The sequence below is a fragment of the Halococcus dombrowskii genome (genome assembly GCF_022870485.1).
Lineage (GTDB): Archaea > Halobacteriota > Halobacteria > Halobacteriales > Halococcaceae > Halococcus > Halococcus morrhuae.
The window spans coordinates 662578-686302 of sequence record NZ_CP095005.1; the positions used below are offsets into that span (position 1 = coordinate 662578).

At 65.5% G+C, this 23725-nt stretch carries 28 protein-coding genes; 16 read left to right on the forward strand and 12 right to left on the reverse strand.

The annotated features are described in order from the left end of the window. Positions 1-60 precede the first annotated feature (60 nt). Positions 61-1158, reverse strand: coding sequence for a 60S ribosomal export protein NMD3 (locus tag MUK72_RS03590; RefSeq protein ID WP_244704023.1), 1098 nt, complete (start codon positions 1156-1158; stop codon positions 61-63). Between the two features lie 144 nt (positions 1159-1302). Between MUK72_RS03590 and htpX the strand changes: the two genes are divergently transcribed. Further along, on the forward strand, positions 1303-2175 hold the full coding sequence (htpX, locus tag MUK72_RS03595) for a zinc metalloprotease HtpX (protein WP_004054343.1): 873 nt from the start codon (positions 1303-1305) through the stop codon (positions 2173-2175). Positions 2176-2216: 41 nt separating this feature from the next. Continuing rightward, positions 2217-2597, forward strand: a complete 381-nt coding sequence (locus MUK72_RS03600) for an SHOCT domain-containing protein (RefSeq protein WP_244704025.1) — start codon at positions 2217-2219, stop codon at positions 2595-2597. 79 nt (positions 2598-2676) lie between these two features. On the opposite strand, the gene MUK72_RS03605 is transcribed toward MUK72_RS03600, so the two are convergent. Further along, complete coding sequence (locus MUK72_RS03605; protein WP_244704027.1) at positions 2677-3471, reverse strand: alpha/beta fold hydrolase; 795 nt, start codon at positions 3469-3471, stop codon at positions 2677-2679. Between the two features lie 296 nt (positions 3472-3767). Here MUK72_RS03605 and pspAB point away from each other — a divergent pair, with 296 nt between their 5' ends. From pspAB to MUK72_RS03620, 3 genes are all read left to right on the forward strand, one after another. After that, entirely contained in the window at positions 3768-4367 is a 600-nt protein-coding gene (gene pspAB / locus MUK72_RS03610; protein ID WP_244704029.1) for a PspA-associated protein PspAB, read from the forward strand. 74 nt (positions 4368-4441) lie between these two features. Then, positions 4442-5476, forward strand: coding sequence for a DNA repair and recombination protein RadA (radA, locus tag MUK72_RS03615; protein WP_244704032.1), 1035 nt, complete (start codon positions 4442-4444; stop codon positions 5474-5476). Positions 5477-5870: 394 nt separating this feature from the next. Beyond that, positions 5871-6923: an aldo/keto reductase gene (locus MUK72_RS03620; RefSeq protein WP_244704033.1), complete on the forward strand. Its 1053-nt coding sequence runs from the start codon at positions 5871-5873 to the stop codon at positions 6921-6923. Positions 6924-7322: 399 nt separating this feature from the next. Here the strand turns inward: MUK72_RS03620 and MUK72_RS03625 are convergent, their stop codons facing one another. Then, positions 7323-7778, reverse strand: a complete 456-nt coding sequence (locus MUK72_RS03625; RefSeq protein WP_244704035.1) for an MGMT family protein — start codon at positions 7776-7778, stop codon at positions 7323-7325. A 94-nt stretch (positions 7779-7872) separates the two neighbouring features. On the opposite strand from MUK72_RS03625, the gene trpC reads away from it, so the two are divergent. The 6 genes from trpC (at position 7873) to MUK72_RS03655 (ending at position 14196) form a co-directional block, all read left to right on the forward strand. Further along, positions 7873-8631, forward strand: coding sequence for an indole-3-glycerol phosphate synthase (gene trpC / locus MUK72_RS03630; protein ID WP_244704038.1), 759 nt, complete (start codon positions 7873-7875; stop codon positions 8629-8631). Then, positions 8628-9872 carry a tryptophan synthase subunit beta gene (trpB, locus tag MUK72_RS03635; protein WP_244704040.1) on the forward strand — a complete coding sequence of 415 codons (1245 nt, stop codon included), beginning with the start codon at positions 8628-8630 and terminating at the stop codon, positions 9870-9872. The genes trpC and trpB overlap by 4 nt, the downstream gene beginning before the upstream one ends. After that, positions 9869-10681 carry a tryptophan synthase subunit alpha gene (gene trpA, locus MUK72_RS03640; protein WP_244704042.1) on the forward strand — a complete coding sequence of 271 codons (813 nt, stop codon included), beginning with the start codon at positions 9869-9871 and terminating at the stop codon, positions 10679-10681. The genes trpB and trpA overlap by 4 nt, the downstream gene beginning before the upstream one ends. A gap of 23 nt (positions 10682-10704) precedes the next feature. Continuing rightward, a complete protein-coding gene (locus tag MUK72_RS03645) occupies positions 10705-11499 on the forward strand; it encodes a 2-amino-3,7-dideoxy-D-threo-hept-6-ulosonate synthase (RefSeq protein ID WP_244704044.1) in 795 nt (264 codons plus the stop codon). A gap of 357 nt (positions 11500-11856) precedes the next feature. Further along, positions 11857-13044: a 3-dehydroquinate synthase II gene (locus MUK72_RS03650; protein ID WP_244704046.1), complete on the forward strand. Its 1188-nt coding sequence runs from the start codon at positions 11857-11859 to the stop codon at positions 13042-13044. Positions 13045-13146: 102 nt separating this feature from the next. After that, positions 13147-14196, forward strand: a complete 1050-nt coding sequence (locus MUK72_RS03655) for a S8 family peptidase (RefSeq protein ID WP_244704048.1) — start codon at positions 13147-13149, stop codon at positions 14194-14196. Between the two features lie 99 nt (positions 14197-14295). Here the strand turns inward: MUK72_RS03655 and rimI are convergent, their stop codons facing one another. Further along, positions 14296-14793 carry a ribosomal protein S18-alanine N-acetyltransferase gene (gene rimI, locus MUK72_RS03660; protein WP_244704050.1) on the reverse strand — a complete coding sequence of 166 codons (498 nt, stop codon included), beginning with the start codon at positions 14791-14793 and terminating at the stop codon, positions 14296-14298. A 63-nt stretch (positions 14794-14856) separates the two neighbouring features. On the opposite strand from rimI, the gene MUK72_RS03665 reads away from it, so the two are divergent. Next, the gene (locus MUK72_RS03665; protein WP_004054317.1) at positions 14857-15222 is read left to right on the forward strand and encodes a cell division protein SepF; all 366 of its coding nucleotides are present in this window, start codon (positions 14857-14859) and stop codon (positions 15220-15222) included. Between the two features lie 87 nt (positions 15223-15309). Here MUK72_RS03665 and MUK72_RS03670 read toward each other — a convergent pair whose 3' ends face one another. Continuing rightward, on the reverse strand, positions 15310-15912 hold the full coding sequence (locus MUK72_RS03670; protein WP_244704052.1) for a hypothetical protein: 603 nt from the start codon (positions 15910-15912) through the stop codon (positions 15310-15312). Positions 15913-15955: 43 nt separating this feature from the next. Between MUK72_RS03670 and MUK72_RS03675 the strand changes: the two genes are divergently transcribed. Further along, positions 15956-16453 carry a hypothetical protein gene (locus tag MUK72_RS03675; protein WP_244704054.1) on the forward strand — a complete coding sequence of 166 codons (498 nt, stop codon included), beginning with the start codon at positions 15956-15958 and terminating at the stop codon, positions 16451-16453. A 133-nt stretch (positions 16454-16586) separates the two neighbouring features. Here MUK72_RS03675 and MUK72_RS03680 read toward each other — a convergent pair whose 3' ends face one another. The 3 genes from MUK72_RS03680 to MUK72_RS03690 are packed head-to-tail and all read right to left on the reverse strand — an operon-like array spanning position 16587 to position 18658. Continuing rightward, the gene (locus tag MUK72_RS03680; RefSeq protein ID WP_244704056.1) at positions 16587-17309 is read right to left on the reverse strand and encodes a hypothetical protein; all 723 of its coding nucleotides are present in this window, start codon (positions 17307-17309) and stop codon (positions 16587-16589) included. A gap of 60 nt (positions 17310-17369) precedes the next feature. Beyond that, positions 17370-17762 carry a DUF5611 family protein gene (locus tag MUK72_RS03685; protein ID WP_244704058.1) on the reverse strand — a complete coding sequence of 131 codons (393 nt, stop codon included), beginning with the start codon at positions 17760-17762 and terminating at the stop codon, positions 17370-17372. Between the two features lie 26 nt (positions 17763-17788). Next, positions 17789-18658, reverse strand: coding sequence for a DUF7093 family protein (locus MUK72_RS03690; RefSeq protein WP_244704060.1), 870 nt, complete (start codon positions 18656-18658; stop codon positions 17789-17791). An 88-nt stretch (positions 18659-18746) separates the two neighbouring features. Here MUK72_RS03690 and MUK72_RS03695 point away from each other — a divergent pair, with 88 nt between their 5' ends. Together MUK72_RS03695 and ygfZ are read left to right on the forward strand one after the other, a co-directional pair. After that, positions 18747-19040 carry a DUF6432 family protein gene (locus tag MUK72_RS03695; protein ID WP_244704062.1) on the forward strand — a complete coding sequence of 98 codons (294 nt, stop codon included), beginning with the start codon at positions 18747-18749 and terminating at the stop codon, positions 19038-19040. 37 nt (positions 19041-19077) lie between these two features. Beyond that, positions 19078-20160 carry a CAF17-like 4Fe-4S cluster assembly/insertion protein YgfZ gene (gene ygfZ, locus MUK72_RS03700; protein WP_244704063.1) on the forward strand — a complete coding sequence of 361 codons (1083 nt, stop codon included), beginning with the start codon at positions 19078-19080 and terminating at the stop codon, positions 20158-20160. On the opposite strand, the gene MUK72_RS03705 is transcribed toward ygfZ, so the two are convergent. Both MUK72_RS03705 and hemB read right to left on the reverse strand, forming a co-directional pair. Then, entirely contained in the window at positions 20157-21242 is a 1086-nt protein-coding gene (locus MUK72_RS03705) for a geranylgeranyl reductase family protein (protein ID WP_244704065.1), read from the reverse strand. The two genes, ygfZ and MUK72_RS03705, sit on opposite strands and share 4 nt — an antisense overlap. 85 nt (positions 21243-21327) lie before the next feature. Then, positions 21328-22356, reverse strand: coding sequence for a porphobilinogen synthase (gene hemB / locus MUK72_RS03710; RefSeq protein ID WP_244704067.1), 1029 nt, complete (start codon positions 22354-22356; stop codon positions 21328-21330). Between the two features lie 80 nt (positions 22357-22436). On the opposite strand from hemB, the gene MUK72_RS03715 reads away from it, so the two are divergent. Next, positions 22437-22964: a DedA family protein gene (locus MUK72_RS03715; protein WP_004051717.1), complete on the forward strand. Its 528-nt coding sequence runs from the start codon at positions 22437-22439 to the stop codon at positions 22962-22964. Between the two features lie 17 nt (positions 22965-22981). On the opposite strand, the gene MUK72_RS03720 is transcribed toward MUK72_RS03715, so the two are convergent. Together MUK72_RS03720 and MUK72_RS03725 are read right to left on the reverse strand one after the other, a co-directional pair. Then, entirely contained in the window at positions 22982-23476 is a 495-nt protein-coding gene (locus MUK72_RS03720) for a type II toxin-antitoxin system VapC family toxin (protein WP_244704069.1), read from the reverse strand. After that, a complete protein-coding gene (locus MUK72_RS03725) occupies positions 23445-23708 on the reverse strand; it encodes an AbrB/MazE/SpoVT family DNA-binding domain-containing protein (protein ID WP_244704071.1) in 264 nt (87 codons plus the stop codon). The genes MUK72_RS03720 and MUK72_RS03725 overlap by 32 nt, the downstream gene beginning before the upstream one ends. Positions 23709-23725: the final 17 nt, after the last annotated feature.

Below are 23725 nucleotides of genomic sequence, written 5' to 3' on the forward strand. Positions count from 1 at the left end.
TGACGAACAGGACGGCGAACAGCTGCTGGCGGTTCATGGGTCGACGAGTGCAGCGAGCGATTAGTCGGTTTCGGCCGCCGGCAGCACGTGCAGCCCTGCTCGGCTCTTGAGCACCGGGATGGTGTCGGCATCGGGATCGAGATACGACGGCCGCGGGATCGTCTCCGCCACGTAGGTCTCGGGGTCCAGTACCTGGACGGCCCGCTCGTCCTCGACGGCGACGAGCGTCGTCTCCTCGGCGTCCGCGCGCCGCCCGAGGCGGGTCGCCTCGGGTGCGATCCCGTCCTCGAAGGCGGCCTCGTAGGGCTCGCCCGTCGTCACGCGCACGCCCTTCAGGTTGCCACGGACGCTCTCGACCAACACCGGTCCGTCGTCGTCATCGACGTCGATGACGTCACCCGGTGTGAACTCCGGCAGATGGACGGCGTAGGTGACGCGATAGACCTCGTTGCCGTCCTCGTCTTCGGTGACGAGCGTCGCCGATTCGTCCATCTCGCCGCCGAATCGGCGGACGATGCGTTCGGCGACGCCCTGGCCGAGTTTGGTCGCCGAGAGCTTGACGTCCGCGCCGTCGCTCGTCTCGTCGATCTCGGTGATGAAGGCGTCGCGGTCGCCGTCGGCCTCGCGCTCGGCGACGTAGTCGGTGACGATATCGAGCGCACGCTGAGTCTCCTGGTCGGTCGGCGTGCGTCCGCGCGCTCGGATCTGGACGGTGCTCGCGTAGTAGTCGCCGGCGATGCGCCCACAGCGCGTGCAGGTGCCCCGCGAGATCTTGACGGGCACCGTCACCTCCTCTTCGATCGACTCCCCGCGGACGATCGCCGAGAGATAGCAGTGCATGCGGACGGTGTTCTCGTCGACCTGTTCGGGATCGACCTGCCAGGAGAACTCGTCGGCGGCGACGTGGACGCTGATGGCTTCGGTGACCTCGTCGATCGCGACCTCGGTGTAATCGCGTGCGCCGACGTCGACCCAGCGGTTGCCGCGCCTGACCGCCCCGCAGGTCGCACAGACGAGCACCTCGATGCGATCGGGTGCGTCGACGAGTTCGAACTCGTCGAAGTAGCAGGTCGCACAGAGCGGCGTCCGCTCGCCGTTCTCGCGTTCGATCTCGACGGGATCGCCACAGCGGGGACAGAACTGGCGTGAGTGGCTCATTGATTGTCGTAACGCCTCCTGGCGGTTAAACGGCGTGTCACGCGCGTCTCGATGCGTTTCTCCCACGACTGGAGCCCCGGCTGCCGCTGCGATTCCCGGTCGAGAACGACGGAATCTTATGAATCGAGCGCTTACTTCTGGTTCATGGAATGGAAGACCGATTGGGGTCTTCGGGCCCGGATGGGACTGACGATGGTCCTGTTGCTCGCGCTGTACGCCGTCTTCCTCGGCGTGCTCGCGTACTCCAACATCGGGCTCGTCGGGACCGTGGGTATCATGGCGCTGTTCATGGGTGGACAGTTCTTCTTCAGCGACAAGCTTGCCCTCCGGAGCATGGGTGCCCACGAGGTCTCCGAACAGGAGTATCCCGAACTCCACGCCACCATCGGCCGGCTCGCCCAGCAGGCCGACCTCCCCAAACCCACCGTTGCGGTCTCGGACACGCGAACACCGAACGCGTTCGCGACCGGGCGCTCGCCGTCGAACGCGACCGTCTGTGTCACGACGGGGATCATGAACACGCTCGACCGTGAGGAGCTAGAGGGCGTGCTGGCCCACGAACTCTCACACGTCAAGAACCGCGACGTGATGGTGATGACGATCGCGACGTTCCTCTCGACGCTCGCGTTCATGATCGTCCGCTGGGGCTGGCTGTTCAGCGGCGACAGCGACGAAGGTGGCGCGCCCGTGATGGTCGCCGTTCTCGTCTCGATGGTCGTCGGCGTGGTGTCGTTCCTGCTCGTGCGCGTGCTCTCGCGCTACCGGGAGTTCGCCGCCGACAGGGGTGGAGCGGTCATCACCGGCAAACCCGCGGCGCTCGCCTCCGCGCTGATGAAGATCGACGGTCGGATGGACAAGGTGCCGTCCGACGACATGCGAAATCAGGCCGACATGAACGCCTTCTTCATCATCCCGGTCAGCGCCGGCGCGCTCGGCAAACTGCTCTCGACGCATCCCTCGACCGAGAACCGCATCGAGCGCCTCCGCGACATGGAGCGCGACCTCGAAACGGCCTGAATCGGCGAAACGCTTTTTTCACAGTCTCGTGAACCGATCGTATGGGGAGCCTCGCCGACTGGTTCGACCCGCACAGTGCGAGCGGGATTTTGGCCGTCGTCTTCGGGTTCGGGGCCGCGATACAGGCGCTCGAACTCCTCACGACGCTCGCGTCGACGGCCCCGCCGATCGCTGGACTCGTCGTGATCTTTCTCGGATTTTTCGCCTATATCGCGTGGGCGACCGTACACAACGAGGAACTCGGCGACGACGAAACCGATACCGAGGAATCAACGCGTGATCGCGATGCGCTGGCGGTGTTGAAGGAACGCTATGCACGCGGTGAACTCTCCGAGGCGGAGTTCGAACGGCGCGTGAAACTGCTGCTGGATGTCGACGAACTGGCTGGCGACAATCGGGATCGCGAACTCGAAACCGCGTAGAAACCGGGCCTGCTGTCTCACGATCGGTTCCTGCAACGCGTTCGGTAGATCAATCGCGACCAAACTGTATCGGTATCCGCTACGTCCGCCGGAGGAACGCTCGCAACTCCGCGTGTGCAGCATCGTATTCGTCGTGAAAGAGATAATGTCCGGTGTCTGGAACGTGAACGAGTCGCCCGTTCGCCAGCGCATCCGCGGCTTTCAGGTCACGAACCCTGCGTGCAGTGTCGGCATCGGACCGCAGCACGAGTGTCGGACACGCGATATCGTCGAACACTTCTTTCAGTGGCGTCGGATAGCCCGAGCGAGCAATTTCTGCAATGTTCGGGCTGAGTTCGGTGTCCGCGACGGCGTGGCGACGTGCTACATCAGGAGCGAACTCATCGTAGTCCGTTGCGAGTTCCTCGACAGACCGATCCGTCCCGCCAGCGAGATTATTACGAACCATTCGTGCCCGCTCGTCGGGTTCGACCTCGGGTGTGTCGAGCAGTCCCTCCGGGTCTTCGAGCAGCAGTGCACGCGGGAGATCCGGATGCATCGCGGCGGCCCACGCGACGGTTGCACCACCCATCGAATGCCCGAACAGAATCGGATCGTCGATGCCCAGTTCGTCCACGAGTTCGACGAGATCGGCGACGCGACTCTCGACATCGTAGCCCGTTTCGGGAGCGTCGGATCGGCCGTGGCCACGGGCGTCGTAGGTCACGACGTCGTAATCCGCCGCGAGGTCGTCGGCCAGCGGCAGCAAGCATCGCCCGTTGTCGTAGAATCCATGGGCCATGACTAGTGGCGGTCCGTCGCCATTTCGGTAGTATTGGAGCTCGATTCCGTTCGCATGAACGGTATCGTTCGTCCACTTTTCAGGAATATTCACACGAATGGAAATCCACGATCCATCAAAAACCCACCGGACGTCGATCCGTCGTTCGCGGCCTACACCTGGCCTGTCAGACAACAAGACTGCTACTGTTTCGGGCAACGTTTTCGAGATCTTTGACGACTTCTGATCCACGATGACCGCAGCCCACATACCTCCCCAACCGATTCGCTCACTCCGTTCGCTCATCCCTCGCACGAGTCGCGCCTCCGGCGCTCCCGCGCGCCGACCGCTCCGCACTGGGGGTTCGTCGTATCACTTCGGTTTTTACCGCTGGCGCACGGATCGTGGGCATGGGAATCTTCGACGGATTGCGATCGGCGCTCGGGATGAGCGCGGAGGCCGACGCGACGCGCGATGCGGACCCCGAGGACCTCTTCGGGATGAGCACGGCCCACCTCACGATGGAGGCTGATCTCGGCTTCGAGCCGGCGAGTGTGGCCGCGCTCTGTTTCTCGGGCGTCGACAGCACGGATTTCGCCGACACGGTCGAGGAGGTCGAGGCGATCCTGGACGCGGGCGAAGTCGAGACGGGGACCGAGGCCCGATTTGTCGACGACTCGCATGGCTACGAGTGGGTCGTGCTCGAAGATCCGGATTTCGAGGATCTCGTGACGAGTGTGCACTTCGCCGCCGACACGCTCATCGAACGCGGCTACGGCTCGCGACTGCTCGCGGCGCTCTTTGGTTTCGAGAAGAACGGCCCCGTCTACTGGGTCTACTCGTTCCGTCGGGGGGCGTACTACCCGTTCGCGCCGCGACCGGGCAACGAGCGCGAGTCGTCCGTGGAGTTCAAACTCGAATCCGTCCTCGACGGCGAACTCGAGGTGGAGGGGGACAAGGAGTACTGGTACCCGCTCTGGCCCGACACCGGAACCCACCCTTGGGAGTGAGCGAGACATCCGTCGCTTCACTTTCGCCGAGCTGTTAACGAGGCTTTATCACCGAAGCCGCACAACCCGGTCGTATGGCAGCAACCGAAGATCTAGAGAGTCTTCCTGGCGTCGGTCCGGCGACCGCGGACAAGCTCACCGAATCGGGGTTCGACTCCTATCAGGGGATCGCAGTGGCGAGCCCGGGCGAACTCTCCAACACGGCCGACATCGGCGAGAGCACGGCCGCGGACATCATCAACGCTGCGCGCGACGCCGCCGATATCGGCGGGTTCGAGACCGGCGCGGACGTTCTCGAACACCGCAACGAGATCGGCAAGCTCTCGTGGCAGGTCGACGAGGTCGACGATCTTCTTGGAGGAGGGGTCGAAACCCAGTCGATCACCGAGGTCTACGGCGAGTTCGGCGCTGGCAAATCACAGGTCACTCACCAGCTCTCGGTCAACGTCCAGCTTCCCAACGAATACGGCGGCCTCGAAGGCAGCGCCATCTTCATCGACAGCGAGGACACCTTCCGCCCCGAGCGCATCGCCGAGATGGTACATGGGCTCCCAAACGACGCGATCGCCGCCGCGATGGACCAGCGCGAGATCGAGGGCAGTCCCGAAAGCGACGAGGCGATGGACGAGTTCATCGAATCGATTCTCGACAACATCTACGTCGCGAAAGCGTTCAACTCCAACCACCAGATCCTCCTCGCCCAGAAGGCCCAGGACATCGCGAGCGAGCACGAGGACTCCGAGTGGCCCGTCCGACTCGTCTGTATCGATTCCCTCACCGCTCACTTCCGCGCCGAGTACGTCGGTCGTGGCGAACTCGCCCAGCGCCAGCAGAAGCTCAACAAACATCTCCACGACATCGACAAGGTCGGCAACCTCTTCAACGCCGCCACGGTCGTCACGAACCAGGTCGCCTCGAACCCTGACTCCTACTTCGGCGATCCGACCCAACCGATCGGCGGCAACATCCTTGGCCACAAGTCGACCTTCCGGATGTATCTCCGCAAATCCAAGGGGACGAAACGGATCGTCCGCCTCGTGGATGCTCCGAACCTCGCCGACGGTGAAGCCGTGATGCGCGTCGAGGGAGAGGGACTGAAGCCGGAATAGAACCCACTTTTTCACTCGTCGGGTTCGCGCTCCGCGCGAACCACTCTCTGCTCGCGGGCCGAAGGCCCGCTCGCACGGTATGAGGGACCGGAGGTCCCTCACTACTCGCAAAAACCTGGACTAAAAACATCCGCTCACTCGCGTTGCTCGTTCGCGGTGAACCGCGTTCACTACGTTCACGCGGATGCGACGCTTTCCGCAACCGCATCCGCCACAGCACCGCCGAAGCCCTCACTCGCTCCGCTCACGGCTCACTGCGTTCGCCGTTCGCATGGCGGCGCATCACTCCGTTCGCGCCGCCCGCCGCTCGTTCGCCCTTCATCCGCCAGGCCGCACAGCACCGCGGCAGCCGCCGACCACATTCGCTAAGTGTGGCCGAACCGAACACCGACCTATGGAGCACCGCGAACTCGGTGATTCGGGGGTCGAAGTATCGACGGTCGGGTTCGGCGCGTGGGTCGTCGGCACCGACTGGTGGGGCGACCGCGGCGAGCAGGAGAGCATCGACCTGGTCCAGCACGCGCTCGATCAGGGTGTCACCTTCTTCGATACCGGCGACGTCTACGGCCACGGGTGCAGCGAGGAGCTCATCGGCGAAGCGCTCGCCGAGCACCGCGACGAGGTCACCATCGCCAGCAAGGTGGGCTACGACTTCTACAACAACCCACAGGCCGGCCACGGCGAGATTCCCAAGGAGATGACGCCGGAGTACATCCACGAGGCGGTCGACAAGAGCCTCGACAGGCTCGACATGGACCATCTCGATCTGCTTCACCTTCACAACGCGGATGTCGACGAGGTGGACGAGGACGTTCTGGCGGCCATCGACGAACTGCGCGAGTCGGGGAAAGTCGACGCGATCAGCTGGGCGCTCGGCCCCTCGATCGGCTGGCTCGCCGAGGGTGATGCGGCGATCGCCAACGAGTTCGATGCCCTCCAGGTCGTCTTCAACGTCTTCGAGCAGACGCCAGGAGCGCACTTCATGGAGACCATCGACGATCTCGACGCATCGACGAGCATCCTCGCGCGCGTCCCGCACTCCTCGGGGCTGCTGAACGAGCAGGTCAGGCCCGAAACCGAACTCGGCGAGGGCGACCACCGCGGGTTCCGGCCCGACGAGTGGTACGACACCGGCTGGGAGAAAGTCGAGAAACTGCGCTTCCTCGAACGCGACGGCGAGCGCACGATGGGACAGGCCGCCATCCAGTGGCTGCTCGCTTACGACGACGTCGCCTCGGTCACGCCGACCTTCCGGACGACCGACGACGTCGACGAGTGGGCCGCTGCACCCGACACGCCCGCGCTCTCGGATGAGGAACTCGACCGCGTCGCCGATCTCCACGCCCGCGACTACGACATCGAGCGCGACGACGGGATGGCCGGGTTCCGTTCGTCGGTCGATGGATCCGATCTCGAAGCAGTCGGCGCGACGTACGCTGGCGACTAAACTCGTATTTCTGTTTCTCTCGGCTGCTGCGGCAGCCCGCCGCGGTTGCGGTGGCGGTTCCTGGTGGATGAAGGGCGAACGAGCGGTGGGCGGCGCGAACGGAGTGATGCGCCGCCACGCGAACGGCGAACGCAGTGAGCCGTGAGCGCAGCGAGTGAGGGCTTCGGCGGCGCTGTACGGTGGCGGGCGGTGCGGAAAACATCGTATCCGCGCGAACGAAGCGAGGTTCGACCGGAGGGAGAACCTCGGAAGCGAACGGTGAACGGAGTGAACCGTGAGCAGTGAGCGCGGTTCACCGCGAACGAGGCCGAAGGCCGAGTGAGCGGACCTTTTTAGTCCAGGTTTTTCAAGGAGTGGTAGCCGACCGCAGGGAGGCTACCCGACGCAGAAAAAAGTGGGTTATAGTCCTTCGAGCGAGCGGAGTTTCTGCTCGACCTTCGGCGGGGCGGCGCTCGGGCCGTCGCGCACGCGGTGGTCGGGGATGAGGATCGGGATGGGGTTTTCGTCGAGGGCGGTGCGGACGTGGTCACGGTCGTCGTCGGCGTCGAGCGTGGGGATTCGCCGTGCGAGCTGTTCGACGGTGGTCTGGTCGCCGTAGGCGAGCTCTCGGACGGCGTCGAGCACCGCGCGCTGGTCGGTCGGGACGGTGAGCGCGAGTTCGATGTCGTCGAACTCGTCGGGTGCACCAGCCAGATATTCGAACAGTCTGTCGAGCAGCGGGTGTTCGGGGTCGGCGTCGGTCGCGAGGCTCGCTGGAAAGCTTACTGAGAGCACGCGATCGCCGGCAATGCCGACCTGCACGCAGCGATCGAGGTAGTCGGATTCGCGCGTGTAGATGCCGGCTGCCTCGCTCATGTCGGGGATAGCGCCGTGTCGACCTTCAACATTCTGTCCGCGAGCGGCGCGTGACGCAAGCCTTATGTACAAATAAGTGCCTTGATGTACAACAATGAACGCCAGCGAGGGAGTCGCTCCCGCAATCGAGTCGATACTGGCCGCCGCCGACGAGCGCGGCGGTGGCGACCGACGGTTGTCGGTCGCCGCACGATCGCTGCCCGCGGCGCTCGCGGCGGCCGAGGAGGACGGTCGAGTGCCCGTCATCGGCGAGATCAAGCCCACGAGTCCGACGACCGACGGACGGCGCGACGACGATCCGGTGGCGCTTGCCGAGGCGCTGGTCGATGGCGGTGCGGCGGCACTCTCCGTCCTCACCGAACCCGACCACTTCGGTGGGTCGCCCGACGCCCTCCGGCAGGTGCGCGAGACCGTCTCGGTGCCCGTTCTCCGGAAGGATTTCATCCGCCGCGAGGAACAGCTGGACGTCGTCGAAGCCGACGCCGTGCTCCTGATCGCGCAGTTCGTCGACGACCTCGCGGGGCTCGTCACGGCGGCGCGCGAGCGCGGGTTCCAGCCGCTCGTCGAGGTCCACAGCCGCGCGGAGCTCGACGACGCGCTCTCGGCCGGGGCGGGGATCGTTGGGATCAACAATCGCGACCTCGCACGCCTCGACGTGGATCTCTCGACGTTCGAGGAGCTCGCACCCCACGCACCCGAGGACGTGACGCTCGTCGCCGAGAGCGGCATCGCCAGTGAAGAAGACGCTGCACGAATGCGTCGTGCCGGGGCCGACGGGCTGCTCGTCGGGAGCGCGCTCATGGCCGGCGACGTCGCGGCGAACACCGAGCGGCTCGTGGGGGCGGAGCGATGAGCGACGCCGACGCGGGCGAGAGGCCGGGCAAATTCGGCGAGTACGGTGGCCAGTACGTCCCGGAGGCGCTGATGCCCGCGATTTCCGAACTCGACGACGCCTACCGACGATACGTCCTCGACAACGAGGACGGGTTCATGGACGAGTTCCGGGCACGGCTCCGCGACTTCGGCGGGCGACCGACGCCGCTTCAGCACGCCGAGACGCTGAGTTCCCGATACGGGTTCGACGTCTATCTCAAACGCGAGGACCTTCTTCATGGCGGCGCGCACAAACTGAACAACGCGCTCGGGCAGGTGTTGCTGGCGAAGTACATGGGCAAGGAACGCATCATCGCCGAGACCGGCGCGGGCCAACACGGGACGGCGACCGCGATGGCTGCCGCTCATCTCGACATGGACTGTGAGGTGTTCATGGGCGAGCGCGACATCAACCGCCAGCGTCCGAACGTCTTCCGCATGCGGCTGAACGGTGCGGAACTCAACCCGGTGAGCACCGGCAGCGGCACGCTGAAGGAGGCCACCAACGAGGCGATGCGCGAGTGGGCGACCACGGTCGAGGACACCCACTACGTCATCGGGTCGGTGGTGGGGCCGCACCCGTTCCCGACGATGGTCCGTGATTTTCAATCGGTCATCGGCACGGAAGCGAAACGCCAGGCTGCGGAGCAGATCGGCGGCCTTCCGGACAGCGTCGTCGCGTGTGCCGGCGGCGGTTCGAACACGATGGGCGCGTTCGACGCGTTCGTCGACGACGATGCCGTCTCGCTCGTCGCCGTCGAGGCCGGCGGCAGCGGTCTGAAAATCGACGAAGAGGAAGGTCTCGCGCCCAACTCGGCATCGCTGTCGATCGGCGAGGAAGGCGTTCTCCACGGTGCACGCACGAAGCTCCTACAAAACCAGGACGGGCAGATCCTCGAATCCCACAGCGTGAGCGCGGGCCTCGACTACGCGGGGGTCGGTCCGGAGCTCGCCGATCTCGTCGACGGCGATCGCGTGCGAGCGGTATCGATCGACGATGACGCCGCGCTCTCCGCGTTCCATCGCCTCTCGCGGACCGAGGGGATCATCCCGGCGCTCGAAACTTCCCACGCGCTCGCGTATCTCGAAGACGCCGAGGAGCTCGGCGAGAACGTCGTGGTCAACGTCTCCGGTCGGGGCGACAAGGACCTCGAAAGCGTCGTCGAAGAGACCGAAAAGCGCGACATCGCGGGCGCACCGTCGATGGGGGTGTTCGAATGAGTTCGATTCGTGCGGCGTTCGAGGATACCGACGCGGCGCTCGTCCCCTACATCACCGCCGGCGATCCGACCCCCGACGCGACCGCCGCACAGGTGCGCGCGCTCGCCGCTGGCGGTGCCGACGTCATCGAACTGGGACTTCCATTCTCGGAGCCGATCGCCGACGGACCGACGATCCAGAACGCGATCCAGCGCGCGCTCGACGCCGGCATGACGCCCGACCGGTTCCTGGATCTCGTACGGGATCTCGACGTGGACGTCCCCCTCGTCTGTATGACCTACTTCAACCTCATCTATCAGTACGGCGACGACCGCGGCATCGAGCCGTTCGTCGAGGCTGCCGCCGACGCAGGCCTCGCGGGGCTCATCGTCCCTGACCTCCCTGTCGAGGAGAGCGACGCGCTGAAAGCCGCCTGTGACGCGCATGGGCTCGATCTGGTCTTCATCGTCGCGCCGACGACGCGCGGCGAGCGCTTGGAGCGAGTGCTGGAGCGGGTTTCGGGGTTCGTCTACGTCCAGGCTCGCCTCGGGACGACCGGTGCGCGCGCGGACGTGAGCGATCAGACCCACGACTCGCTCGCACGACTTGCGGAGGCCGACGTCCCGCGTGCCGTCGGCTTCGGTGTCTCGAAAGGCGAGCACGCCCGCGAGATCGTCGCCGCCGGCGCGGAGGGTGTCGTCGCCGGCAGCGTCTTCGTCGATATCATTGCCGAGAAGGAGGCCGACGCCGCCGACGAACTGGAGACAACGGCGCGCGAACTGAAGGAGGGCGCGGTGGCGGGGGTCGCGCCGCGACCGGAACGAACATAACCACCGTGGCACCGACTGTCAGTATGCACGCCGGTACGCACGCACGACTCGATCGCATCGGAACCGACGGCCGCTACCTCGTGGTGCCGATGGACCACGGGCTCACCCTCGGGGCGGTCGCGGGGCTCGCGGACATCGAATCGACGATCGACGCGGTGACACGCGGCGGCGCGGATTCGATACTCACACAGAAGGGTATCGCACCACGGGTCCATCCCAACAGCAACGGCGCGGGCTATATCGTCCACCTCAACGGCTCGACGGCCGGCGGCCCGGACGCGAACGACAAACGTCTCACCGGCACCGTCGAGGGTGCGATCCGGGCGGGCGCGGACGCCGTCTCGCTCCATCTCAACGTCGGCAGCGAGACCGAGCCGAACCAGATCGAGGACCTCGCACGGCTCACCGAGCAGGCCACAGAGTACGGCGTTCCCGTGCTCGCGATGACCTACGCACGCGGCCCGGGCGTCGACGAGGCCGATCCCGAACGGCTCGCCCACGCCGCCAGACTCGGCGAGGAGCTCGGTGCGGACCTCATCAAAACGGGCTACTCGGGCGATGCCGAGAGCTTCGAGCGAGTGACCGGCGCGACCCGCCTGCCGGTGCTCATCGCCGGTGGCGACCCGGCCGGCGATCGCGCCTCGCTCGAAGCCGTCCGCGGCGCGATGGACGCCGGTGCGGCGGGCGTCTCGATGGGACGGACCGTCTTCCAGCACGACGATCCCGAGGCGATGGCGCGCGCGGTCTCCGGCGTCGTCCACGACGACCTCCCAACCGAGGAAGCGCTCGACCGCGCCGGATTGGCCGTCGAGGCGTAGCGGCGGAGCGAGTTTCCACCCGATCATTCCTTCAATTGCATTCTTCGAAACACGACCGCACTTCGGGGTAACCCATCGGCCCCTCACGCCGAACGCATATTATGCCAGCAGAAGGCTTATTATCTAACGAAACGTTTAGTCAATGTGGAGCCGATCACTGCTCCGCCCACGTCGGGATGACGGGCGGCCGTTGCGTGGCATCACCCGCATCGTTCAGAATTGGTCCGCCGTCATCCCCCGTTGGCCCCGTTTCGTGACACTACTTCGTGGAGTGACGACGCTGTGTAACGAACGTGATTTCCGCTCACAGCGACCGCTTTCGCCACGTTCAAGCCTGCCCGCTTCGACCGCCACGACATGACACGGACGGTCTGGCTCAAGGCGGACGGCTCGGTCGGCGATTGGGAAAGTCGCAAGCGGCGCATCACCACCGGTCTCGAAGCCGGTGTCGACTGGGTGCTCTGCGACGAGAGCGATGTCTCGCGCGTGCGCGAACTCGGTGCAGTCTCGGTCGCAGCCTTCGGCGACGGCAACGGCGTCGACGTCATCGACACCGGCGACGCACCGGACGCGACCGTCGTCGGCAAGGACAGCGAGGGCGACGGCTCGGTCGACCTCCCGCCCGACCTCTCGGGATCGGCGGATCTCTCGACGTTGCGCCGAGGCGAAGCCGACGGTGCCTACGTCCGCATTCTCGACGACGACTACGAGGCGTTCGCCGAGCAGGCCGCCGACGCGGCCGAGCACACGATCGTCGTCGGCGAGGACTGGACGATCATCCCTCTGGAGAACCTCATCGCGCGCATCGGCGACGAGACCGAGCTCGTCGCGGGCGTCGAGAGCGCGGCCGAGGCCAAGACCGCCTTCGAGACGCTCGAAACGGGTGCCGACGGCGTGTTGCTCGACAGCGACGACCCCGACGAGATCCGCGAGACGGTCGAGATCCGCGACGAGGCCGAGCGCGAGACGCTCGATCTCCAGTGGGCCGAGATCACCGCCGTCGAGCAGGTCGGCTCGGCCGATCGGGTCTGCGTCGACACGGGGTCGCTGATGGAGGGTGACGAGGGGATGCTCGTCGGTTCGATGAGTCGGGGACTGTTCTTCGTCCACGCCGAAACCGCCGAATCGCCCTACGTGGCCTCGCGGCCGTTCCGGGTGAACGCCGGGGCCGTCCACGCCTACGCGCGCACGCCCGGCGGCGGGACGAAGTACCTCTCGGAGCTCGGCAGCGGCGACGAGATCCAGATCGTCGACACCGAGGGCCACGCGCGCGAGGCGCTCGTCGGGCGGGCGAAGATCGAGCGCCGACCGATGTTCCGCATCGAGGCCGTCGTCGGCAGCGACATCGACGACGCGGAGGGCGGCGAGCCCACGGGCGACCGGATCGAGACGCTGCTCCAGAACGCCGAGACGATCAAGGTCGCCACCCGCGAGGGACCGCGCGCGGTGACGGAGCTCGAACCCGGCGATGAGGTGCGCGTCTACTACGAGGCGACGGCCAGACACTTCGGCGAGGCGGTCGACGAGCGCATCGTCGAGAAGTAGGTCGCGCGTCGGAGCCGAAGCCCGCGCGGCGACGCGGACGATTTTTTCGCTCGTTTCAGGCTGAACTGTTAAGAGCTCGCGCCACGTACGTGGTATGGTAGCATGAACGACCGCATCGTCTTCACGCGCGAACCGGCCGCATTTCTCCGCGAGATGGAGTGCAACGTCGTCGAGACGTACGATTTCGGGACGAGCGGGGCGGCCTACATCGAGTGCGAGGCCGACCACGAATCGACGATCGCCGACGACGACCGCGTGCTCGATCTCGAACCGAACATGACCGTCGAGCCGGATCTCGAACCCGCCGCCGTCAGCGAGGATCCCGCAGCGGTGGCGACGATCGAGGACGTCCGCGAACTCCACGACGTCCCCGACGACGATGCCACCGGCGAGGGACTGACCGTCGTGGCGATGGATTCGGGGATCGATCCCGAGCATCCGGTCTTCGAGGGCAAGAGCATCGAACAGGTCGACGTCACGGGGTCGGGCGAGGGCGACGCGGTCGGACACGGAACGGCCGTGCTGGGTCAAATCACCCGTCTTGCACCCGACGCGTCGCTCGTCGCGCTGCGGATCTTCGGTGAGGAGGGCCAGACGAAGAACAACGTCATCATGCGCGCCTACGAGTGGCTCCACACCAACGTCGAGGAGTACGACGTCGTCAACATGTCGTGGGGATCGAGCGAGACCTCGAACGCCATCAACCGGACGCACGACGAACTCGTCGAGAAGGGCATCAGGGATGTCGTGTCGGCCGGAAACTCCGGGGAGAAGTCGGGCAGTCCGGCGACCGCCGAGCGTGCCTTCTCGATCGCGGCCTGCACCGAGGACGGGGCGATCGCGGAGTTTTCCTCGTACAACCCCGACCGCGACAACCCCGACGTCGCGGCCATCGGCAAGGACAACCGCCTCGCACAGGCGTCCGGCACGGCGATGGGTACGGAACTCGACGGGCCGTGGATCAAGGGATCGGGAACGTCCTTTTCGTCTCCCGAGGTCGCTGGCATGGTCGCGAAATATCTGACTATCCATCCGGAAACGACGCCGAAGCCGATCATGCGCGAGTTCGAGGCCGCAGCGCGGGATATCCCGGAGCAGCCGCGCGACGGGGCGGGACTGGCCGACTACGCGGCAACGGTGAACGGGGAGTGATACTGTCGGAGGGATACCACGACTATCACATAGGTCGACTCGCTTCCGGTCCCGACGTTTGCGAGGCGGCTGATGGAATACGTCCCTCCGACAGTAGCGTCAGTCGAACTCGCGGACGAGTACGAGCGCGTCCTCGCCGTCGGCGTAGTAGCTCGTCGCGGTGCTGCGGTGGACGAAGCCGTACTGTCGGTAGAGCGCGAGCGCGGGCTCGTTGCTCTCGCGGACTTCGAGCTTCACCCGTCCGACCTGCTGGCGGTACATCGCGTCGAGGGCGCGTTCGAGCAGCGTCGCGCCGATCCCCCGTCCGCGATAGCTGGGATCGACCGCGATGTCCTTGACGTGGCCGACCGGTCGGCCGCGCTGGCGTTCGCTGTCGGCGACGACGTAGCCGGCGATCGCCCCCGTCTCGCCACCGTCGTCGACGTCGGCGACGAGAAAGCCGGGAATCCCGAGAAAGCGCTCGAACGCACGGTAGGGCCACGGCTGGGCGAACGAGGCTTTCTCGATGCGAAACACCGCGAGAAGGTCGGCACGGACGGCCTCACGGGTTCGGGTGGGCTCGACGGTCGTCACACGATCGGTACGGTGACGTGTCATAAGAACACTCCGGCTGGTTTCGAGGGTCGTAAGAGATATACCGAATCCGATCCGCGTGGGCGCATGGGACTCATGGACGACATTCTCGGGGGTGGCAGTACCCGACAGCGCCAGGCTGGCGGCGAGTACGTCCCCCTCGATATCGACGACATCGAGGGTGGCGTCGAGGAGGCTTCGACGAAGGTACATATCGCGCGCATCGAGGGCCAGCGCGACGTCATCGACATCAAAAACGCCATCTACGACGGCGACATCGTGATCGCGGATATCACCCGCCACACCGCGACCGATCGCACGATGGAACGCATCACGCAGGACCTTCAGGAGATCACCCGCGAGGTCGGGGGCGACATCGTCCAGAAGGCCGACGATCAGCTCATCATCACACCCGCCTCGGTCGGCATCAGCCGGACGAAACTCGGCGAATAGGCCGACTTTCGCCATCGGATCGGAACGAATCGCCTTTTCGATAGCACGAATCGCGCAGCAACCGGTGCATCGATCGGTCGATTCGATCTACTGGTCTCCTTTGGACATCTCCTCACCCGGCTGGAGGGTCGCCCACAGCTCGTCGTTCTGGTAGATCTTCAATGTCGCTGTTCCGTTGTTCGTCACCTTTGTGAGCCTGTGGTCGGACGAGTACGAATCGGCACCGCCGTCGGCGACGAATCCAGCGGCACCGGGGATTTCGTCATCTGGATAGCTATTCGAAAAGTCGGGATGTTTTGCCGTTTGATAGGGGTTCGCCCCATACTCCACGTATATGGGGTTGTACGACTCGCTTTTCGACCAAAGCGAGTAGTTCGATGCACCATCGTCGGCGGCTTCGACGGTAATCGTGTTGTTACCCTTCGGTGGTGCCGACGGGCCGAACTCCTCTTCGACCCCCTCGCCGGGAGCAACGGTCCGTGTTTGGTTACCGTTAACGTAGACGTACAACGTCGCGTTCCCGTTGTTTCTGAAGGAATAATGCGGAATCTCACCGGGGCTACCACCGTATGTATAGTAGCTATCTACTCCGCCATCGCCGATGTAGCCTTGAATGTAGTACGGATCGTTGTTGTATATCGCATCCGGGTATGTGGCGTTCTCTCTATCGGCTTCGGGACCGAGTTTCATTCCGACTTGATCGACATACACCCGATAATGTGACTCCCCGTCGTTGGCTGCGACGATCGTCAGGTTGTACGTACCGTCGGGTCTCGACCGACCCGTTTGCGTCGAGGACTGCGTCGGGATTGCAGTCGATGTCGCTGTCCGAGTGGCCGTCTTGGTCCGCGTTGGTGTCGATGTCTCCGTTGGCGTGGGTGTTGCCGTCGGCGTTTTCGTCGCCGTCTCCGTTGCAACAGTCGTCGGACTAGCTGTGGCTGTCGCGGTCTCCGTCGTCGTGGTTGCACCGGACGAATCGGGTGTCGCCGTCCCTTCTAGCACTGTTCTGGTCGTTTCCTGTGCGTTTGGATCGTCAGTGAGGCTCGAACAGCCGGCGGAGAGCACGAGCAGCATGATCAATGAGGCGACGACCGTCCGTCGCATCGGCGTGGTCGACATGGGTAGAAACTCATTGCCCTGCCTAATAACGCTACATGAACCACAATCCGCCTGTAGACGACTTCAGATGTCGACGGGCGTGTCTGCATCGTTTTCCACTGCGCGTTTTTGACCTCCATGGTTTTTCGCGCCCCGGACGGTGGCTTCGTGCACGAATCGCTCTTCGCATCTACCGCGTCGGGGGCAACCGCCGAGCTGCTTCCTTTCCTCGCATCGATAGCAACCAGTGAGCGCCGTCGATGCAGCTACGGGGTACAGGAATCCCTCGACTGTGGTTCGACGGTCATACAGAGTTCGCCGTCGTAGTAGACATTCAGCGGCACGTCGCCCTTGTTTTCGAGCGATCCGTAGTAGCCAGTGACGTAGTACGAATCGGAGCCACCGTCGCCGACGTAGCCGTTGATCGTGATGTACGGTTCGGCGTCGATCCGGCGAATGTCATCGGGATGGTCGGCTTCGCCCGGTCGGTCGGCCTCGGGGCCGTACTTCGCGGAGCCGTCGAAGACCGTTTTGTAGGACGACGCTCCGTCGCCCGCCGCCTCGATGACGAGCACCTTGCGGTTGTCCGACGGCGTCGTTGCGGAGGTCGTCGCTGTCGGCGTTTCAGTTGGAGTCTCCGTCGGTGTCTCAGTTGCTGTCGGCGTTGCGGTGGGCGTCTCGGTCGGTGTTGCCGTCCGAGTGGTCGTCTCGGTTCGCGTCGGCGTTTCAGTCGCCGTCTCCGTCGGTGTCGATGTTGCGGTGGGCGTTTCAGTTGGTGTCTCCGTCGCAACAGTCGTCGGACTCGCTGTGGCCGTCGCCGTAGCCGTCGTGGTCGCGGCGGACGCATCGGGCGTTGCCGTCCCCTCCAAGACTGCATCGGTGGTTTCTCGCTCGATCGGATCTTCGGTGAGTTGCGAACAGCCCGCGGAGAGCACGAGCAGTACGATCAATGCGGCGACGATCGTTCGTCGCGTCGGTGTAGTCAGCATGGATGGGACTCGTCGTCCGCAGTAATAACGCTGTACGAACGTGACCCTCCCGAGACGGCCTCAGACGTTATCGGGCGTTTCCGCGTCGTCCTCGACCGTGCGTTTCATCGACTCGCGGCGGCTTTTCGCGTCCCGCCCGGTTGCTTCGAGCAGGAAATCGTTTTTCGCGTCCACCGCGTCCGCGGCGGCGTCGGCGTTGCCCTCGGCGATGACCTCCTCGGCGGGTCGTTCCTCGAAATGCACGGCAAGGGTGTCCTTCTTCGATCCATACTCGACCGTGCCGGCGACGATACGCTCGAAGACCGCGTTTTCGGGGTCTTCGACCACGTAGAGATCGCTCCCCTCGAACTCCTCGGTCGCTGTCGGCGGGCCGAAATACTCCTCGACGGTCGTTTCCATCTCCGGAATTCGCTCCTCCAAATACTCGCCGCGGCGCATCTTGTACTCACGCATGGACGCCAGCTTTGCGAGGGGTGAATTTACCCCTTTCGCGTCTCCCACGCCAGATAGCCGCTGCCGCAGTCGGGACAGATGTCGCCCGCCCGCAGCGGCGAATCGGCGACGAGTCTGGTGAACCGACACGAGCCACACGAAAGCGTATCGCCCGGCCGGCGGCTCTGGCGCTTTCCACGGGTCGTCGCTTCGGCCTCGTCGTCGGCAACCGCTGCCTCGGGCCCGTCCGTCTCGGGCCAGCTGGCGACGGCTGCGCCACCGTCGGCGAGCGAGCCAGCGTCGTCGGGATCGCCCGTCGTCGCTCCGTCCTCGTCGGGGTCGGTCGGCCATTCGCCAGGCGCGCGCGTCGGCCGCTGTGGCTTGCGGTCGTGGCCGATGCGATCGATGGCGACCGACCCTGTGGACTCGTCCTCGACAACCCGATCGTCGTCGGTTTCGGACGACGTTACCGACTCGATTATCTCGGACGAGTAGTTCATCTCCGATCCGGTGTCGGCAGCTCCGAGTGGTTCGACCGACGTGGGCTCGTCGTTCGCTATTGATTCGTCGCTCGATGCGGGCTCCCCGGTCGCGGTGGGCTCTTCGACCGCCGTCGCTCCCTCGACCGGCCGTTCGCCGGCGGGGGACTCGATGACGACGTCGCCGTCGATCTCGTCGGTGATCGCCGCCTCGTCGGTCGTGGCGACGACCGTCCCGTCGGGTTCGCGAACCACGCCGGCGGCGGCTTCGAGTGTTGTGACTTCCGTGTTCTCGGAGATCGTTCGCGTCCGCCCGCACTGCCGACAGCGTTCGACCCGTTTGGCCGTCCGGACGACCTCGTCGCCCTCCTCGTCGCGCTCGCGCTCGATCTCGCTCTCGCCGTAGTCGTGCCCGAGCAGCGAACACTTGACTCCCATCGGGATGTGCTTTCGCATCGCGTGCAATAAAGTCTATTGTTAGCCGCCGAGGGATAAGCGTAAGACCGGTCCGATCGAACCCCGTTCCATGAGGGCAAAGCGCGAGTTTCGCGACCGCAGCGACGTCGAGGTGGCCGTCCTCGACGCGCTGGTCGACCGTCAGGAGGGACTGACGGTGTTCGAACTCCGCTCGCATGCCGACACCGGCATCGACGAACTCGAGGACGCACTCGCCGCACTCAACGACGACGGTCTCATCGAGACCGAAACCGAGGACGGACGCTTACACATCACGCCCGACGAGCGAGTGGTGCCCGATCCCGACGAGGACAACCACGAGCCGACGTTCTTCGACCGCCTCCGCGAGCGCCTCGGGCTGTAAGACACGCCTTATCCGCGATCGGCCCCAATCGTGGGCAATGACGCTCGCCGAAACGCTCCACGAATCCCACGGCGCGACCTTCGAGGACCGGGGCGGGGTCCGCGTCGCCGCCCACTACGGCCGCCCCGAACGCACCCATCTGGCCGTCAGAAACGTCGTCGGCGTCATCGAGATGGGTTACGGCGTTCTCACCGTCACCGGCGACGACCGGATCGACTTTGTCGACAACGCCGTCTCGAACCGTGTTCCCCGTGAGGACGGAACGGGCTGCTACGCACTTCTCTGTGATCCTCAGGGGAAAATCGAGACCGATCTCTACATCTACACCACCGCCGAGCGCCTCCTGGTCTTCACGCCGCCGGAGCGCGCCGCCGCGGTCGCCGAGGAGTGGTCGGGAAAGACGTTCATCCAGGACGTCGACATCACGGTCGCGACCGAGGCGTTCGGCGTCTTCGGCGTCTACGGCCCGAAGGCAACGGAAAAGATCGCGAGCGTGCTCAACGGCGCGAGCTCACCCGAGGCGGAGCTCGCCTTCGTCCGCGGCTCGATGGGCGACGACGGCGTGACGGTGATTCGTGACGACGGACTCTCCGGCGAGGAGGGCTACACGGTCGTCTGCGACGCCGACGCGGCCGAATCGGTGTTCGATACGCTCATCAACAACGGCCTGAACGCCGCGCCGTTCGGCTACGACACGTGGGAAGCGCTCACGCTCGAAGCCGGAACGCCACTTTTCGAGAGCGAGCTCCGCGGGCGGATCCCGAACGTGCTCGGCCTGCGAAACGCCCTCGACTTCGAGAAGGGCTGCTACGTCGGCCAGGAGGTCGTCTCGCGCGTCGAGAACCAGGGTCGGCCGAGTCGCCGACTCGTCGGGCTCGCGCCCGAGGCGCTCCCGGAAGCGGGTGCGGCGGTCTTCGACGGCGACGCGACCGTCGGCGAGGTGACGCGCGCGGTCGAGAGCCCCGTGCATGAAAAACCGATCGCGCTCGCGCTCTGTGACTTCACTCTCGATGCGGACGAACTGACGGTTCGCGTCGACGGCGAGGAGCGTGCGGCGACCGTCGAGACGCTCCCGTTCGTCGACGGCAGCGATCGCTCGGCGCGACTCCCCGACTACTAAGATCGCGAGAGCAGCGTTTTGAGGCTCTCCGGCGAGAACAGCGTGGAGGGTTTGTCCATGTGGACGCCGATCTCTCCCGACAGTGCCGACAGTCCTGCCCGCTGGACGACATCGGGAAGCGAGTACGCCCGGCGAACCCAGTGGCCGAGGCGGATCTCGCGCACGAGATCCGAACGCCAGGCCTGCTCGTACGCTCCGAGGGTTTCGGGATGTCGGGGGTCGATCTCGCGGGCGGCGTGATCAGCGGCGGTCATCCCGTAGAGAATGCCGCCGCCGGTGAACGGTTTGGTCTGGGCGGCGGCGTCGCCGACGAGGAAGGCCCGATCGCTCGTGACGCGCTCGGCCGGCCCGATCGGGATCATCCCGGCACAGGTCTCGCCCGTCTCGACGCCGTACGCGTCGAGAAATCTGTCGAACAGATCAGTCGCGTTCTCGCCCGGTGCGGCCCCGAGCCCGTACTCGACGCCGGCGTCGCCTCTGGGGATGCGCCACGCGAAGAATTCGGGCACCGTGAGGTGGACGTCGACGTGCGAGCCCGGATCGCGCTCCTCGGAAAAGGCGAGGATACCCTGGAGCTTCTCGCCCGGTTCGGGCATGGCGAGCTCGCGACGTACCCGCGAGACCGGCCCGTCACAGCCCGCAATCATCCGTGTACGGACGGTCTCGGTGCCGTCTGGCGTGCGTACCCGGACCGTCACGCCGTCGGCATCCTCGTCGAGCCCGACGACGCTGTGGTTCTCCCGGAGATCGGCCCCCGCTTCGCGGGCCGCGCGCGCGAGCGTGCGATCCAGACCGACCCTGTCGATGACGTTCGAGATGGTCTCGTCCTTGTAGAACAGGTGACTCTCGCTTCCGGGACCGCCGACGTGAAAGCGCGCCCCCGAAACTTCGTTCTGCAACAGCTCGTCGCGTGCGCCTTCGGGCGTGAAGTTCCAGATGTCGGTGCTGACGTGGCCCGAGCAGGCGAGCGGCCGCCCCACCTCGCCGCGTTCGAGACAGAGCACGTCGTGGCCCGCCCGCGCGGCCTGTCGTGAGAAGCGCGAGCCGGCGGGTCCGGCCCCCACGACGACGAAATCGTACATCGAGTAGATCTACCCGCCGCCGGCCAAGTATCTTCTCTCTCGCTCCTGCCGCCCTGCTCACCTGCAAATCCGCTGTGCGCAGCTCTCAGAGCGACTCGGCGACGTCCTCGGCGAAGTAGGTCAGGATCAGATCCGCGCCGGCGCGCTTGATCGACAGCAACGATTCGTGTGCGACCGCATCGATGTCGAGCCAGCCCTTCTCCGCGGCGGCCTGCAACATCGCGTACTCGCCGGAGACGTTGTAGGCCGCCACGGGCTGATCGGTCCGTTCGTCGACACGCTGGACGACGTCGAGATAGGGTAGCGCCGGTTTGATCATCAGCACGTCCGCGCCCTGCTCGACGTCCAGATCGACCTCTCGGAGCGCCTCGTCGGCGTTCGCGGGATCCATCTGGTAGTGGCGGCGATCGCCGAAGGCCGGCGCACCGTCGGCGGCGTCCCGGAACGGCCCGTAGAACGCGCTCTCGTATTTGGCGGCGTAGCTCATGATCGGCACATCGGTATGGCCCGTCCCATCGAGCGTTTCCCGGATCGCGCCGACCATCCCGTCGGTCGCGCTGCTCGGGGCGACCATCTCCGCACCCGCCGCAGCGTGGCTCTCGGCGATCTTCCCGAGCAGATCGAGCGTCGCGTCGTTGTCGACAGTGAGGCTCGATTCCCGCTCGTTCGTCGCTATGCCGCCGTCCGTCTGGGCACCTTCCCAGCGTTCGCGCGCGCCGTCGTCGAGCACCCCGCAGTGGCCGTGATCGGTGTACTCGCAGAGACAGACGTCGGTGATCGCGAACATGTCGGTCTCGGCGGTGATGCGCCGGAGCGCGCGCTGGACGACGCCGTCCTCGGCCCACGCACGCGTCCCGCGCGAGTCCTTCGCTTCGGGGATCCCGAACAGGATCACCGACTCGACGCCCGTTGCCTGAATTTCCTCGACGCGCGCGACCGCCTCGCTCACGGGCACGCGCTCGTGGCCCGGCATCGACTCGATCGGTTCGCGTTCGTCGGTCGTGGCGTCGACGAACATCGGTGCGATGAGGTCGCTCGCTTGCAACTGTGTTTCGCTTACGAGGTCGCGAAGCCCGTCCCGGCGGAGCCGTCGCGGGCGATGCCTGAGATCCATGCGTTCACTCCGCCCGCGAGCGGCAAAACACCCGCGGCATGACGCAAACGATTTAGGAGCCAGCGGAGTAGCCCCGGTCGATGGCCGCTCCGGTCCTCCAAGTCGCCGAGATGCCGCCCTATCTCCGTGACCTGCTCGACTCCGAGTTCGCCCTCGTCGCGCTCTTCGGCGTGTTCGTCCTCGAAGGAGCCATGCTGATGTATTTCATGCCGAGCGAAGCCATCGTCCCCGTCTCGATCGGCCTGCTCGGTCACTCGGTGCCGAGCATCGCGACGATCATCGGCGTCGCCGTGCTCGGTGCGACCGTCGGGCAGGTCGGACTGTTCGTGCTCGCCAAGCGCGGCGGCCGCGAATGGCTGCTCGAAAAGCGCTGGTTCCGTGTCAGCGAGTCGACTCTCGACCGCTTCGACGGCTGGTTCGGGCGCTGGGGCCCCGTCGTCGTACCGGTGAGCAACGCCCTGCTGTTCACCCGCGGGATGCTCACCGTGCCCGCCGGCTTCGCCGAGATGAGCACCCGGAAGTTCGTCGTCCTCTCGGCGATCGGCACCGTGATCTTCGAGTCGGCGCTCGCGGCGATCTCGCTCGGCGTCATCGAAGTCGCGTTCTGAGACGCAGTGTGGCGATATTATCCGAAAATCCCGTCGATATACGCCGACAGATCGGCAAACTCGGTCGATGAGAGAACGATCTCGGTCGAGAGCCCGTCCACGCGCTCGAAATAGTCATCGAGCGTGATGACCGTGCTCGCGCCGGTGTTGCGTGCGACGTAGGCGTAGTATCCATCCCACGCGTCGATGTTGTGCGTGCCGGCGATCGAAAGCGCCGCCTCGATATCGGCCTCGGTCGCCGTATCGTACCAATGGGGCCGCTCCGCCGCGACGAACCCGGCGAGCCGATCCGATGCCTCCGCTCGTGGCATGCGATAGACGTCTCGAAGGACGTGGTGTGCGCCGACGACCGCCGGATACGGGACGACAGTTTCGCGCTCACCGCGGATCGCCCGTCGGACGTGTTCGAGCGCACTCTCGTGTCCCGGTGTTGCCGGAGCGGCGTGTGCGAGCGCGATGACGCCGACATCGAGGACGGCCTCACTCATCCCGCGCTCCGCGGTCGATCGCATCCCGATGAGCGGTCGCGATGGAGCCCGGTTCGTCTACCGGGGCGTCGAACTCGTACGATCGCTCGATCCGCCGTTCGAGCTCCGCGATGACGTCATCGGGGTCGCGTTCGCGTTCGATGACGATTCGGCCGTCCTCGTCGCTGATCTCGACCTCGGTCCCCGGCTCCAGTCCGAGGCGCTCGCGGAGCTCCTTCGGCAGCGTCACGCGGCCTTTCGTGTCGACCGTCGTCATGTTCCCACTTCGAGTGG